We start from the raw sequence: 15,526 nt of genomic DNA on the forward strand, positions 1-15,526 counted from the left end.
TGAGCATACAGTGTATCCGTTCGGGTGTGATACCAGACATTTTGTGGAGTAAAGTAGTGTCTGATGCGATTAAGGTTGGTACATCGCTGCAGGAATGAATAGGATAAAGTCCCGGCTCTATACTGACAATGCCAGTGGCCGGGAAAATATCAGTTTCTTATCAACGTTTATACCCTCAATTAATGGTACAAATTTATGTTACAATTGCACTTTACACATCGGGGAAAATCCCTGAAAATAAAACTCAGGGAAAACCCTGAGTTTTTAAAATAAAAGGCTTTATACAGGATCTGAAGGCAGTTTTTTTACTAAGAAGACAGTTAATCATCTCTTCGGGAGAAGAAAAAGCATAAGAATAGAAATCTTTTTCCTTGGATTTGTTTTATCTATTGATCTACAAATACAGTTGTAAGGAAGCTTGTAGGAATTATTGGCCAAAGGCAGAAAAATACATGAGTTATCCCAAATTTTAGATGAGAGTAAAACCCAAGTCTATGTTTTAAAATGTAGGCTTGGGTTAATTTTTAAGAATCCCTCTCCTCATTTGTTTATAGCCCCTTGCATTATTCTTCCACTGACCTCTTCATTTTTTGCTTGTCCAAAAAACGAAGCAAAAAAGGACACTTTCTGCCGATCCTTCAGCCCGCAAGGCCAAAGGCCAACCTCGCGGCAGAAAGAAGGCCAGCGCACCTACACTACCACACACGATTGAAGGCATCGTAACTCTCTTTGTGACATTTGTTATTACTTCCTCAATGACATCCTTTACTCAAAATTCGAAATGATTCATATACTAATAATGAGACAGACTACATGAACCTTGTTATTTCAACGTGTATATATTCTTTAGGTCTTTCTCAAATAAGGTATAAGGGTCCTGATAAAACTTCAGAAAGTCAGGTACACTGGAATGTCCGGGATACGGAGCATAGTAATGAGTAGGGCTTTGTGTATCGTTTCGCCAAACCAATACATAGGCGAGTTCCATGTCTTTTGTTTTCATAGCTTTCAGCAATGTTTCAGTCCACCAGGTAGGATTAGGAATAGATTCTAGCCCTGTCTCTGTAAAGGCAGCTATCTTCCCCTTCTTCTTTGCATAATCTGAGATAACCTTCAACTTTCGGATACCAGCATCAAGATTATAATGACCATCACGCCCAAAATCAGCATAATCATCCATACCTACCAGATCAACCCATTCATCTCCGGGGTATCGCTCCAGAAACTCTGCCTCAGTATTGAACTTACAATCAGGAGAGAATGCATACAGGAAGTTATGCACCTTTAGATCATCCCGCAAATAGGCCACTGTGAAACGCCACAGAGACACAAATTCGCTTTGTGAACAATGGCTTTTACCCCACCAAAACCAATCTCCATCAAACTCGTGGTAGGGTCGAAAGATCATTGGCACCAGTTTTCCATCTTTCCCACGACTTGTATTTGCCAGGTCTGCAATTGTCTGCAATATCTTTTTATAGGACTCATGGTGTGATCCTCCAGGAATAATATCTTTTACAGCAGGGGCAGACACAGAATCTTTCCAGTAAAAACTGGTTGGCGTAACCGGATTGTTAAAGTGCCAGGCTACCGTAACCACTCCTCCTCTATTATAGGTATCCACAATATGTTTTCGCAACAATTCTTTATTCTTAGTGACAACCTCATCAGGCCATCCTGATAAACCACTGAAGTCAACTCCTATTACAGCAGGGTGAGATCCACTTACAGACTTCACATCCGAACGATCTGGGTCGCCCGACCATCCATGCCCATACTCTGTGGCATGCATATGCCCAAACAAGGTATGTTCTTTGGACAGTTGCTTCAGATTTACAAATAAAGCCTGAGTTTCTTTTGTGGCTTTCGAATCTACCAGCTTCACTTTATGTCCAAATAGCATCTGAAAGCTGCTACTAAATATGCCGACAATGCCCAAAGCAAAGAAAAATGCGAAAGAGTTCCGTTTTATCACCTTTGATTTCATGAAGAGAATAATAAGAGAATAGTTTGATAAATCAACATAGGTAGCTATACCTCTGACGCTACAAATATAAAACCTTATTAAAATCTCTACTTACCCGCAGAGATTTTACGTATCACCACTACCCTATCTTCGCCATTACCAGGAACAGATAGCTTACCGTTTCCAACAGAAACTTTCTGTATGGATTTCCCTGTGGTTACATCAAACCATTCCGCTTCATAAATACCCCTAGGGAGATTAATTGTGAGATCATAAATAGAAGAAGTAATAGACTCCCAGTAGATTACCCATTGTGATTTTCTATCACTCAATGCATAAGAGATGGCACCAGGAGCGGTTTGAACTACAGAGGCATCCGGCGATAAATTGATAAATCCTATCCTATCAAAAAAGTGTTTCAATACACTCAATTGTTTACGAAGTGTAGAACTTCCTCCACCTGGAGCTTTATAGGAAGTATCTCGTCCGGTTTCATTTCCAACGGAAAATGAATAATCCAAATGATTGAATAACCCGCCACCTGCCATTAAAAATCGCCAAGCCTGCCGACGATAGGTTTTGTCTTCTCTACCAGCAAATCCGGTTTCATTAAAACCAACCACTTTATTCAGATAATAGTTATCAGTTACAGCTTTAGGCAAAGCATAATGAAAATTAAAGATAGATACATTGGCATCTGTGTCAGCCACCGGATAATAAAAGTTACTTACATTTTGTGAGATCAGATGTGGCTTAATAACAAGTTTTCGTTCTTCTTCTCTAATCCAATCTGCTACTCTCGCTTGCCATTCTCTGGACTTTTGTGATACAATCTGAATCTGCGTAAACCAGTCTTTAGCACTTCCATATTCATTCCATACTACGGTCTCTTCGGATTGATCCCACCAGGGTTCGTTCTGAATCTCAAAATAAAAATTTCCGAATGGCTGTAGTTCCTGAACCAGTTTACGTACATACATTTCCTGATGCTTCAGAATATTTCCATTAGCCAATGTATTTACCGATTTAGAAACAATGGTGTCTGTCTGATTGATATTGTTGCTTCTGTTAAATGCACTGTATCTCCACCCATCCTCATAATAGGAGGAAAAAAGATTGATCTCTACAATAATATCCAGTCGGGTTGCTTCCGTCATAAATTCTTTCAATCGGGTAAAATAGGCATCATCCCAAACAGTGAGATCAAATTTATTTCCGCCTAATACATAACCAGGTGTCTTACTTCGTGCCCAGGGTAAGAGTAATCGGCCTTCTTGTGGTGCTATATTGTTTCGGGTGATTCCAAAATCTCCCAGTTTCTCCACATAGGCCCCCATAAACACTCTTGTCACATTGAAATCTTTCTGAGAGATAGTTCTCAAATATGTTTTATAATCAAAATCAAGATTAATGATAGAGCCATAATGTTCTCCTGAACCTACCAGAACCATTGGCTTATTCTGGTACAAAAAATAGTGTGGATTTTGTGGATGCAGTTGAAGCACATTTTCTATTTGCGCCATTAACGGCTTTAATGTTCCAATACTTACCATTACTAAAATGCATACTACCTTTATCCAGGAGAAAACAATTTGAGTCATATCTCTGTTTAAATGATAATTATGACTCAATTTAATTCAATAAAATACAAAACATTCACCATCATAGAAAATCATTTCACACTCTATCCGAATTGCTTTAACAGAATAAAAAAGGTTGTCATAGATATGACAACCTTTTCAAAATAATACCTATAAATAGTCCCTTATTGAGGGTCACTCCATACACGATCTTTCAACGTTGCACTTTGTTGTGGCTGAGGGTTTGTTGAAATTTCAGAGTTTGGATAGATTAATCTTCTGGGAATTGAAGGAAACAAGGCATGTGGCACCAAACTAATAGCAGGATACCCCGTGCGTCTCCAGTCACTGAATACTTCCACTGAGAAAATATTGGCAATACTTTTCTCTTCCATAATCCGCTCCAGCGCATTGCTGGCAGTCAAGGTGCCTCTACTTGCCAGATACGCTGCCGATGAATTGGATACTCCTAGCTTAGACATATCTGCCTGAATGGCAGCCGTATAGGATTCCTGAGCAGCAGCATAACCATCTGTAAGCAAATCAGCTTCTGCCTTCAGAAATAAAGCCTCACGATAGTTGATCAGAACCAATGAGGATGCTTCTCCTGCATAAAATGCACCTCCTATTGAATAAGATCCCAGACTACCAATCCCTTCTGTTCCTATCTCACGTCCTCTGTATACACCGTCTTCTTCTGAAAGTGCAACCAGCTTTGAAATACGTGGGTCCTGACGATCTTTTAACAGATCTACTGTATGAGCAGACATGATCATTGTTTCTACAGGTAGAAAATTCGAATACCAGCGATTTTGTGTACCAGCCCCTCCCGGATAAGGAAATTCCAGATCATCATCGTTTGACTGCATCCCCTTTTCCAAAGCGGCCAGGGCCAAACCTGCCTGTGTAGTAGCATTATACCCTGGAGCTTTGGTTAAGTGCATATAATAACGGGCCTTTAATGTGAAGGCTGCCCGTATCCATTTGTCAGCATCTCCGTTATACAAATAGTCATCGCTTCCAGGCGTCAGTCCAGTCCCTGCTTCAAGATTGGCAATACCTTTATCCAATAAATCCTGAATAGTTTTGTAAATATCTTCCTGACTATCATAGGTAGGATAGAAATTTGCGCTACCTGCAAATGCCTCTGAGTAGGGAATATCACCCCATAAGGTAGTTCCATATCCCAGGCAATAAGCTGTCAGAATCTTGGCAATACCTGCATACTTCAAATTGCTGTTTGCTTCAGCTTTAGTATTGAGCAAATGCAGGTTTTGCAGACAGATCGTATAGAGATAATACCAGGTATCGTTTTCGTCTGTATTGGCCAGCAGATAGGTACCCACATTAGGCACTGGCTGATTCAGTGCTACCGTCTGCATAAAGTGATTCACATGTACACTAGCCCATCCCCCAACAACACCTTGCGCAAGATTATACTCCACAGGAGATAGGATTAGTTTTTCCTGCACATCTTCAGGATTATTAGGGTTACTATTTACATCAAGGTACTTATCACATCCTGTACAAATGATCAGGAAAGCAGCAACCAAAGAAAGCTTTATATATTTCATTGTGTATTTTCAGATTAGGCTACAAGAATTTTGCGTCAGATAGATTATTTAAACGTTACAGATAACGTAAAATTGAAAGACCGGGAAGTCGGAACAGAATAGGCATATGTTCCAATCGCATTGTTCCCAGTGCCAAAACTGTTTACTTCCGGATCTGCGCCTGTAAAATGAGGGGAATAAATCCACAGGTTACGTCCGGTTGCGGTCAAAGAGGCTGTAGCAAAAGGTGTTTTCTGAAGTAGTGTTTTTGAGAAGTTATAGCTCAGGCTCACATTTCTCAACTTGATATAAGTACCATCCTGCACTGATTCTGAATAAATTGTATTTAATCGCTGAAAGTAAGCCTGTCCTGTTACCTCTGTAGTATTCTCTTGACCATCGGACTCCCGAATACCTGATACTACACGGTTTTCGCGGTTTTCTGTTACTTTTGGTGCCCCATAGAAGTATCCGTAACGCTGATCGGAGTTCATAATATCTCCTCCTTTTTTCATATCAAAAAAGAAGCTTAATGTAATTCCCTTGTAACGAAACGTGTTAGTAATACCCCCTAACCAGTCAGGTTGTATATTACCTATTTTTTGATAATCAGAACTTAACAAAGGCAATCCACTATCATCGATCAGGATCCGTCCCTGTTCGTTACGTTTATATCCATAATTATAGAATGTGCCATACGGATCACCCACAAATGCATACGTTTGTCCCAGGTTTAGCATCTGCTGATCACCATAGATACGGGTAACTGTATTCTTGATCTTTGTATAGTTTACGGTTACATCCCAAGAGAAATTATCCGCTTTTACAGGAGTTAGATTCAGTAATACTTCAACTCCTTTATTAGTCATATCACCCGCATTCAGAGTTGTAGAACTATAACCTGTAGATGGAGCAACTGGAATATCTTGTGTCAGCAGATCTTTGTGTCTTCTGTCAAAATAGCTTGCTTCAAAACCAATACGATTCTGTAGTAACTTCATTTCCAGACCTATTTCAAACTCATTCGTATTTTCATTGACCAAATTGGCATTACCCAGTGTAGTCTGCATCAGGAAGCCATTTTGTCCGTTAAAAGGAAAGTTTGTAGCAGCAGTATAGGGAGTAGTAAGGCTATAAGGACTTACATTGTCATTCCCTACCTTAGAATAAGACAGGCGAAGTTTTCCAAAATTGATAGCAGGAACAGAAGACAGCAACTCAGAGAAAATAAAGCCCATAGAGGCCGAACCATAGGCATAGTAGTTACTCCCTTTAGCCAAAACAGATGTACCATCATAACGGCCTGTCAGTGAGAAGTTCAGTAAGCCTTTATATTCTACATTCATTTGTCCGTAAAAACCAACTTTTCTCTTTCTGGAATAGTTTTCATAACTCACCTGGCGTTCTGCATTGCTGACATTATTAAAGTTATCAATCGTCAGACCAGTACCTTGAATCTGGTAGGTTTGAGAATAGGTTGAGAAAAGGTTATTACCCAATAACAGACTTACATCCCAATCCGGACCAAAATTTTTCCGTGCCTCAATAATTAAATCATTATTAAACTGACGAAAGTTATTGTTTCGGTCTGTAATAACACCTTTGGTAGCGAGTACATCACTGGGAGCTTCAAAGTACTTGATTTGCTCGGTATATACATCTGCGCCAACACGTTCACTGATTGTTAACCAGGTGAGCGGTTTATATGTTAATGTCAGAACAGGAAGGAATCGATTGTTTCTTGAATCGTTGTAGATATTGTCCAATACCCAGTATGGGTTATTACGTGAATAGCGGAATACACGTTGATTACCATTTGCATCCAGTGCAGGTTTCGGATCCCAGGTAAATGGAGCGGTAAAGACTGTCCATAAAGGACTTTCCAGACCATATCCCTCAGCAATCCGGTGATTAGTAGAATTTACATAGTTGAATTGAAATGTGCTGGTTAAGTTATCAAATAATTGATTTTGGAATTTCAGGAAAGCAGAATGACGTTTGTAATTGGTAGTGGGTACTGTTCCGGTCTGATCCAGGTAAGAGTAGGAAAGCAGATAATTTGATTTATCAGAACCACCCTGCGCACTTAATGAATTTGTGTAGGTTTTTCCTGTCTGAAAGAACTCTTTCATTGGATTTTTATTTCGTACAGGCACCCCATTTACTGTCAATCCTTTAATTTCCGGCCCCCATAACAAACTTGTTTTCTGATCTTCACCATTGTAATACACACCTTTATCTCCCTGTGCATATTTACTTTGAACAGATGGCAGGATTGGGGTTTCTAATGAAACCTGAGACGTAAAATTGATAGAAGGTTTCTTATAAGCACTACCATTTTTAGTTGTAATCATTACTACTCCACGAGCAGCACTTGAACCATACAATGCAGAAGCAGCAGAACCTTTTAAGACGTTGATACTCTCAATAATAGAGGGGTCAATATCCGATAAACGACTGACACCATTTCCTGGTCCGGCATTTCCTGTCTGACTATTATTGATAGGTACACCATCCAATACAATTAGTGCTTCGTTGTCACCAAGCAAGGAACTTGTCCCCCTGATCACAATCCGGGAGGAACTTCCAGGCTGCCCTGTTGAAGAAGTAATCTGTACACCTGAGATTTTTCCAGTCAGTGAGTTTAATACACCCGTTTCTTTGGCTCGGGTAATTTCCTCTGCTTTTACTTCCTGAGTGCTATAGGTCAGCTGCTTCTTTTCACGCTTAATTCCCAAAGCCGTTACAACCACTTCATCCAATGCTCTAATATCTGTTTCGAGTGTAACATCCAGTACGGAACTGTTTCCAATCTGTACTTCTTTTTTCTGATAGCCTACAAAAGTGAATACCAACACAGCTTCAGGTCCGGGAGCTTCGATACTGAATTTTCCATCAGCATCTGTTTTAGTACCTCTGTTTGTACCCTTTATAAAGATGCTGACTGCAGGAAAGCCCTCTCCTGTCTCAGATTTAACAGTTCCCTTTACAATGACCTGTGCATACACCTGAGGTATCACAAACAGGCTGAAAAGAAGAAACTGTAGTCCGACCATGCATTTTTTTGGGATGTTCTTCATAGATAAATACTTTTAAGAAAGGTTAATGGGTTTCTACCAGCAATTTATCATATTGAAAAAACACACTCTCACAGAATATTAACACATCCAAATACTATTTTAACATAATATCTTCTGCACTTAGACACTTTCACAATACAACCATCCAAACCCAACCCATGCTAGACTTATAGCCTGTATACATTCATTTCTTCTTTACCCCAAACGCTACAACCAAATCCCTGTAGAATCTATCTAATTTGAGTTAGTTCTTACATACCTATGAATATTCTTGATAAGCGATGGTGATTGGAAAAGGCTTCGACTATTTTTGACCAATACTTCTTAACTAGTACTATTCTTATTTATATATACTTCGTAGTATGCGTACACTATTAAAAAACCTCTCTATTGGTAGGAGGCTTTTGGTAATTGTTTATACATCTCTCTTTTTTTTCTCTGTAATCGCAGTTGTTTTCTGGTATACTTCTGCTAAGAGCGAACAAATGAGTGACAGAATTGACCATCTTAATACCTTAAAAGAAGAAATTGCAGAAACAAAACATCTGTACAATGCACTACGGGGACATCTGGGATTTGCCTTTATCATTAACACAGAAACAGAAGCAGACAGAGCAAACCAATTAAAAGAATGGTTCAAAAATCATCAAGCCCTCCTGAAAGAATCAACAAATCGTGTCAGAAAACATCAAAACCTTTCTCCTGAGCTTCAGGAACTCAAACTAAAATTCCTGGTCAAGGTTGAAGATCTTTCCGCTCTGAGCCAGAACAACTTTGATAAAATACTGAACAGCACATCATCTGATTCTCTAAAGTATCAGGAAGTTAAAGAGTTTTTGTTTAGTGAATACTCTACTTCATTCCAAAACCTTATAAATACTACTCAAACTCTGGAAAAAGATCTTGAGGCAGAATCACATACACTGATCCTGGAGATACAATCACAGGAGAATACAGCCAAATGGGGGATTATTATTTTCATAGCTTTTGCAGGTCTTATTTTATTCCTTTTCTCAAACTTACTGATTCAATCCATTACTCGTCCTATTAACCAGGCCAAGTCTAATCTGGAACAACTATCCGAAGGGGAACTGCCAGAGGTAATTCTTAGTGATAGTAAAGACGAAGTTTCTCGTATGATCACTTCACTCCATCAGTTAGTTGGGAATCAGAAACAACTCATGGATTTTACCCGTCAGGTAGCGCAGAACAACTTTTCTGTGGAAGCCTCGATGTATAATGGCAAAGGACCGATTGTAGAAGCTTTGTTGCAAATGCGTAATAGTCTGAAGGAATCTGCACAGAAAGAAGCTCAGAAGAACTGGCATAATGAAGGTTTATCCAAACTGAGTCAGCTGCTTCGTAATAAAAACCTGGATCATCAAACCTTGCATGCAACACTGATCCAGTTTGTTGTCAAATATGTAAAAGCCAATCAGGGATCAATCTTTCATGTGGTGGAAGAAGACAAACAACTTTATCTGGATGTAGTAGCTACCTATGCCTATGAACGAAGAAAATACCTAAAAAAACGTCTGGAATGGGGAGAAGGCTTGATTGGTTCAGCTTGTCAGGAACGGGATATTATCTATCTGACCGATATCCCGGAAAATTATGTTCGGATCAGTAGCGGGTTAGGCACAGCTAATCCAACCTGTTTGCTCATTGTTCCTTTTTTATCTGAGCAAGGAGTAGAAGGTGCTTTGGAATTAGCCTCTTTCCAACCGTTGGAACCCTATCAAATAACCTTCTTACAGGAAGCTTGTAATGCTATAGCGGCTGAGCTAACCATTCTGAAAACCAATCAAAAGATTCAACAGTTGCTGGCACAATCTCAGTTACAGGCGGAGGAGTTGAGAGCTCAGGAGGAGGAGATGCGTCAAAACATGGAAGAGCTAGCTGCCACTCAGGAAGAAATGGAAAGAAAAACCCGCGAAATGGAGGATACCCTGAGTCAATTTCAAAACCAATAGCCAATATTTAGTTTTTCAAGAACAAATACATCTACCTATGAGAGGAAAAATTTTTATAGGTAGATGTATTTGTTTATAGCTACTTTACTCTGCAGAAAAACAACCCATTATATATAAAAACTACGTACATGTTTTTTTCTGTCTATATTTTACAATAGCATGATTCTCCCTATCTTAACACACTGATTAACAACACATCAGGTTGTCAACTTATTTCTTTACTATTCTATCAGCACTGTACTATGTATCCTAGATTCAGATGGATACCAACGGTTTTATTACTGTTGGTTAATTGCTTATCCTGGGCTCAATCTGAAACAAAAGTCTTCAAGACCCCTTTAGGTGATCTCACGAAATATCAATTTATAGTTACAGGTAATCCGCCGGATGCGAATAAGACGCAGGCCTCTCAGCAAAGGATGTTTTTTCTATTAAAAAATCCGGAAGGGAATCTTGAAGTAATCTGGCAGGACACACAAAACCAGAAAATATTTGTGAGTAAGTTCAATGCAAACCTAACCAGTATTCAGACCATACCATTACCTAATATGGCTAATACAATCCTACTAGCAGCTACCAATGATGCCGTTGGTAACTATTATTATATTACCTACCAGACCTTTTCAAATGACGGTACGAATGACCTAATTTTTCTATCCAAGGCATCTTCCAATGGAACATTACTAAAGAAACAGGTACAAAAGTCCGATCAGGCAAATTTAGATATCTTTCATATCAGCTCATATGGTGGTACCCTTCAATATCAGAATGGCTATTTACTATTTATGATGGGTCGCATCATGAATCAAAGTTCAGATGGATTAAATCATCAGGGTGGAATTGCGGTAGCATTTGATCCGACAACTCTTTCTGTTATAAGAAACTTTGGACAAACATCAGGGCACTCATTTGACAACTTTCTTACCCAAAGCCAGGATGGAAATTTTGTTGCCATTGATCTTGGAGATAACTATCCGAGAGGGATTCATCTTCATAAGTTTAGCAAAGAATCCATCAACTCCAAAGTTATATATACATTCAAAACAGAACATGGAACAGAAGCGGGTGGTTATGATGGTAGTAAAACGTATCCATTGTATGCAGAAATTAGCAGCTCTGCCCAGAAATATTACAAATGGTCAAACGATAATCAGACATACACTGAATTGGGGGGAATTGTAGAGACAAACGATGGATATTGCGTAGTTTTTGCGGGTGAGCCTGATCCTAATAGTAAATCATTGAATAGTAGTCGCATTGGAGAGGCAAATAAAGATCCTCGCAATATAGGATTCATTAAAATCCGAAAAGACTTTGAAACAGTGAAGGCTCCTTCCTGGAATGTAGTACCCAAAGAAATAATTTTATCAAAGGGCATTTCGGAAAAAGGAGGCTTTTACACATTTGGAGGAGAATGGACGCCTCAGGCGAATGAAGGTGTAACCTGGCTTACCCGCTATACCAATGCAAAGACAGAGAATGCAAAATTTATAAAGACAGCTTCATTACCCGATGGAAACATTCTGATTCTTTTTGGGAAAGGAAGCAAAAGTTCCTGGGATAATTCTAATTCTGGTTATAGCCCATACATGCTATCTCTTCAATCAAATGGCAGTATCAACTTACCGGAATATTCACTTCCTGCAGATCTTAAACTCAATCGAAGAGATGAAATTCTGGTAATCAATAATCAGGTATTGATTGTACAGGGCAATACAGTCAGTCATTCTCTTGAACTGTTTGTATTAGAGTTGTCCGGACAAACCAGGACAGAAACTTCAGCACCTGAAATTACTTTGGAAGGAGATTTTAACAGCCTGCAAGGTGTAATGCATCCATTTAGTTGTTATTGCGGCAATGGTGGTAAATTAACCTTAGCAGACGGTACAGCAAAGTTTGTTTGTTTTTCTGACCAAACCTCTGTTCCAGATTGCCAGAGGATAAAAGTAACTGGGAAATATATCCAGCGGGCAATTAATCCACAACCCTCCAATCCATGTCCAGCAGGCGAACGAAGATTTTTCCAGGTAACTTCGTTTGTGTGTCAATAAGGATGTATATCAGGATTTTTACTTAACAAAATACAACCGCCCTGTAAAACAAAAAACCAGCTTTTCGAGCTGGTTTCTAGACTTTCGTAGTCCATACGGGAATCGAACCCGTGTTTCATCCGTGAAAGGGATGCGTCCTAACCCCTAGACGAATAGACCGTAATTCCTAAATCGTGGTGCAAATGTACTGCTATATTCTATATAACGCAAGTCAGATGTAAACTTTTTTTCACGGCTTCCTTTGATTAGTATGAAGCCGTGAAGGTATGCTATTGACTATCAATTATGTAGCCAGTCTTTTTTAGCTAATAATTCGTCTTCGGTTTCCCGATAGTCCGGATCATCCACACAACAATCTACCGGACAAACTGCTGCACACTGAGGTTCTTCATGAAACCCTAGACATTCTGTACATTTGCCAGATACAATGTAATAGTATTCATTTGAAATAGGATCCTGAGCTGTTTTTGCGTCCACAACTGAGCCATCTTCCAGTTCTACCTCTTTCAGTTCTGTTCCACCGGCCCAGTTCCATTCTACTCCACCTTCATAAATAGCAGTATTTGGGCATTCCGGTTCGCAGGCACCACAATTGATGCACTCATCAGTTATCATTATCGCCATAAAATATCGTTGCTTCGTTTATATATGGTTAATTAAAATATATTGATTTACAAAAATACAGACTTAAAACTGTTTTGAAAACAGAATTGTTACCAATTTTGCCATAATATATTCACAAAGGTAATACATTCTATCAAATCTATCAATTAAGTAGATTCTACTACTATCTACATAAAGGCTCTTGTACTTATGACCATCAACGAAAGAAAGGCTGCATTTATAGAAACAGGAAATCGTTTACGTACTCTTTCAACTGAACAATTACAGGAATGGCAGTTTCGAATAAAATCAGAAAATCCCTGGTTTACGCCTGAAAATGTACAGCAAGCATTACAAGGTATTGTGTTTATGCTTGAAAGGGAACAACTCGATCAATGGCTAGAACACTATTCGTTTCCAACACTATCTCCTAAAAAAATTGGTGTTGTAATGGCAGGCAATATCCCGGCAGTTGGCTTTCATGACCTTATGTGTGTATTACTTAGTGGACACAGACTACTGGCAAAACTTAGTTCTCAGGATACATTTCTTATAAAGGCAATTGCCTCCATTCTTCTGGAAGTTGAACCACGTTTTACCAATTCTATCCAGTTTGTGGAACGATTAACAGAGGCAGATGCTACTATTGCTACAGGAAGCGATAACTCAGCCCGTTATTTTCATTATTATTTTGGAAAAAAGCCTAACATCATTCGTCAAAACAGAACATCCTGTGCAATTCTGACAGGTGAGGAAACTACAGATGAGCTCCTTGCATTAGGTCATGATATAACAGACTACTTTGGACTTGGATGCAGAAATGTTGCGAAATTATATGTTCCTGAAGGATATAATTTTACTAATTTCCTGGAAAGTATTGAATCCCTAAACCCAATTATTCACCATCATAAATTTGCCAACAACTATGATTACCAGAAAGCAGTATTCCTAGTAAATCAGATTCCGCATTTTGATAATGGATTTCTTTTACTCACTCCGAATGACGCTTTAACCTCTCCAATGGCTGTAGTCTATTATGAATCATATACTGACAAAGAACAACTAAAGGAAAAGATTCAGGCCAATCACGAGAAACTTCAATGTATAGTTTCTAAGAATAGCTGGTATCCTGGAAGCTATTCTTTTGGACAAACCCAGTGTCCAAGTCCTGCCGATTATGCAGATGGTGTAGACACAATGGCATTTTTGCTTAACCTTTCTTAACCAAAAACAATCAAGCCTTACAAAGATCAATTACTCTGTAAGGCTTGATTCCTATAATTCTTTATTTTCCGGAAGGTTTTACTACTTTCAGAATTTGTATATCCTCAAATTGATCCTGAGCCTTTAAGTCTGTGCCTACCCGTATCAGATCTTCCAGCTTGCCGCTAGCCAGATAAATATAATAAGTCTGGCTTACTGAGTTAAAGCCTATTTTGGGAGTGTAAGGCTGATCATTTAAATCTTCTTTGCTATTTTTTAGCTCTCTTTCAGCTTTTTCTTTTGTATCAAATGAACCAATAACCAGATAGTTACCTGTATTCATATCTTCTATATTGATACCTCTGGTTATTGTCACTAGCTTTACTACTTCCGATTCATCCTCTGTGGAGGGAATTTGTTTCGATACAGATGCTGCTTTTGCCATAGGTAGCTTGCTGGATGCTGAATTATTCGCAGATGTAGCTGACCTGGATTTCCTGACACGTCCAACCACAAAATCATCACTTATATTTAATCGGGGACCTCCTCTGGCAAGAGATTTACTCTTACCCAGTTTACCCAGATACAATCCAAGTTGTATTTCATGAGCCGGATTGGAATAATTGTATTGTTGGGCATTTGCCAGTTTGTAAGCATACCCAATACTCAGCTTTTTTGCTTTGTATCCTACAAAAGCTGCATTTCCATAGTCTTGTCTGAAAGTACCACCAAACCAAAACTTATCATTATACAGGATTCTGGCATTGACCTCTAATCCTGATACTGCATCAGCCATATATCTATAGATCATTAGAGGACGAATAGCCCATCGTTCATTAATTTCAAAATCATATAAGGCATAAAATAGCTGACTGCTAAAGGCATTAATTTTAAGGGCAGAAGTATTTTTGTCACCACTCCGATCAATTGTTGCAAAGGAAAGCATTTTAGGAAATGCCACCCCCAACTGAAAACCTTTTATCTGATAGTTTATTCCAAAGGCAAGATCAGGCTGAAATTTCCCATTGAGCCTGGCAATAGCTGGATCAGCCAGGTTTACGCCATCAGGATTTATCGTATTATAAAAGAAGCCACCTGTAACTCCCAGTCGTAATGTATGTGAGTCTTTTCCCAAAATAAGTTTGCGGGCAAACGTACCAGACAACCCAGTAGTCTGCATAATGCTACGTCTGAATGTATAGATATTTCCGCCAAAAGCAACCTGTTGACTTCTGGTAAATGGGGCATCAGCAGAAAGAGAGAGATGACGAGGTGTATCTTCAAAACCAGACAAAACTTGTTGATGATAGGTAATAAAACCTGTCAATTCATCATTACTACCTGCCATAGCCGGATTGAGCTGATACAGGTTGTTAAATGTATGGATATAATAGTTGGGATTAGGGCTTAACACCTGTGCTTGTGAAGATATGCCACTCAGTAACAGAATACTTACACTGATGGTTATCTGGCTCCATAGTAAGATAACAGATTTCAACGTTCTAAACCTTAAGCTG

9 protein-coding genes and 1 tRNA gene are annotated in these 15,526 nt (G+C 39.0%); 3 read left to right on the forward strand and 7 right to left on the reverse strand.

The genetic code is table 11. The annotated features are described in order from the left end of the window. Window positions 1-823 precede the first annotated feature (823 nt). The 4 genes from QNI15_RS21440 to QNI15_RS21455 form a co-directional block, all read right to left on the reverse strand. Window positions 824-1,903: a glycoside hydrolase family 26 protein gene (locus tag QNI15_RS21440; RefSeq protein WP_314033506.1), complete on the reverse strand. Its 1,080-nt coding sequence runs from the start codon at window positions 1,901-1,903 to the stop codon at window positions 824-826. 170 nt (window positions 1,904-2,073) lie between these two features. Continuing rightward, window positions 2,074-3,567 carry a hypothetical protein gene (locus QNI15_RS21445; RefSeq protein ID WP_314033425.1) on the reverse strand — a complete coding sequence of 498 codons (1,494 nt, stop codon included), beginning with the start codon at window positions 3,565-3,567 and terminating at the stop codon, window positions 2,074-2,076. A gap of 164 nt (window positions 3,568-3,731) precedes the next feature. After that, window positions 3,732-5,120, reverse strand: a complete 1,389-nt coding sequence (locus QNI15_RS21450) for a SusD/RagB family nutrient-binding outer membrane lipoprotein (RefSeq protein ID WP_314033426.1) — start codon at window positions 5,118-5,120, stop codon at window positions 3,732-3,734. Between the two features lie 44 nt (window positions 5,121-5,164). Beyond that, complete coding sequence (locus QNI15_RS21455; protein ID WP_314033427.1) at window positions 5,165-8,179, reverse strand: SusC/RagA family TonB-linked outer membrane protein; 3,015 nt, start codon at window positions 8,177-8,179, stop codon at window positions 5,165-5,167. Between the two features lie 362 nt (window positions 8,180-8,541). On the opposite strand from QNI15_RS21455, the gene QNI15_RS21460 reads away from it, so the two are divergent. Then, window positions 8,542-10,152, forward strand: a complete 1,611-nt coding sequence (locus tag QNI15_RS21460) for a GAF domain-containing protein (RefSeq protein ID WP_314000945.1) — start codon at window positions 8,542-8,544, stop codon at window positions 10,150-10,152. A 242-nt stretch (window positions 10,153-10,394) separates the two neighbouring features. Then, a complete protein-coding gene (locus QNI15_RS21465; protein ID WP_314000947.1) occupies window positions 10,395-12,203 on the forward strand; it encodes a hypothetical protein in 1,809 nt (602 codons plus the stop codon). 87 nt (window positions 12,204-12,290) lie between these two features. Here the strand turns inward: QNI15_RS21465 and QNI15_RS21470 are convergent. Both QNI15_RS21470 and QNI15_RS21475 read right to left on the reverse strand, forming a co-directional pair. After that, a tRNA-Glu gene (locus tag QNI15_RS21470) sits at window positions 12,291-12,362 on the reverse strand. Between the two features lie 120 nt (window positions 12,363-12,482). Continuing rightward, window positions 12,483-12,827, reverse strand: coding sequence for a 4Fe-4S binding protein (locus QNI15_RS21475; protein WP_313989801.1), 345 nt, complete (start codon window positions 12,825-12,827; stop codon window positions 12,483-12,485). Window positions 12,828-13,016: 189 nt separating this feature from the next. Between QNI15_RS21475 and QNI15_RS21480 the strand changes: the two genes are divergently transcribed. Beyond that, window positions 13,017-14,030 (forward strand): acyl-CoA reductase, encoded by a 1,014-nt coding sequence (locus QNI15_RS21480; RefSeq protein WP_314000949.1) that lies wholly within the window; start codon window positions 13,017-13,019, stop codon window positions 14,028-14,030. A 61-nt stretch (window positions 14,031-14,091) separates the two neighbouring features. Here QNI15_RS21480 and QNI15_RS21485 read toward each other — a convergent pair whose 3' ends face one another. Beyond that, window positions 14,092-15,507 (reverse strand): PorP/SprF family type IX secretion system membrane protein, encoded by a 1,416-nt coding sequence (locus tag QNI15_RS21485; protein WP_314033428.1) that lies wholly within the window; start codon window positions 15,505-15,507, stop codon window positions 14,092-14,094. Between the last annotated feature and the right edge of the window lie 19 nt (window positions 15,508-15,526).

The organism is Xanthocytophaga flava (genome assembly GCF_030068545.1).
In the GTDB taxonomy this organism is placed as follows: domain Bacteria; phylum Bacteroidota; class Bacteroidia; order Cytophagales; family 172606-1; genus Xanthocytophaga; species Xanthocytophaga flava.

Bases quoted from the DNA above. Each gene is read 5' to 3' on its own strand.
- QNI15_RS21445 (WP_314033425.1), bottom strand. From the start codon at position 3,567: ATGACTCAAATTGTTTTCTCCTGGATAAAGGTAGTATGCATTTTAGTA.
- QNI15_RS21465 (WP_314000947.1), top strand. From the start codon at position 10,395: ATGTATCCTAGATTCAGATGGATACCAACGGTTTTATTACTGTTGGTT.
- QNI15_RS21480 (WP_314000949.1), top strand. From the start codon at position 13,017: ATGACCATCAACGAAAGAAAGGCTGCATTTATAGAAACAGGAAATCGT.
- QNI15_RS21455 (WP_314033427.1), bottom strand. From the start codon at position 8,179: ATGAAGAACATCCCAAAAAAATGCATGGTCGGACTACAGTTTCTTCTT.
- QNI15_RS21460 (WP_314000945.1), top strand. From the start codon at position 8,542: ATGCGTACACTATTAAAAAACCTCTCTATTGGTAGGAGGCTTTTGGTA.
- QNI15_RS21440 (WP_314033506.1), bottom strand. From the start codon at position 1,903: ATGCTATTTGGACATAAAGTGAAGCTGGTAGATTCGAAAGCCACAAAA.
- QNI15_RS21475 (WP_313989801.1), bottom strand. From the start codon at position 12,827: ATGGCGATAATGATAACTGATGAGTGCATCAATTGTGGTGCCTGCGAA.
- QNI15_RS21450 (WP_314033426.1), bottom strand. From the start codon at position 5,120: ATGAAATATATAAAGCTTTCTTTGGTTGCTGCTTTCCTGATCATTTGT.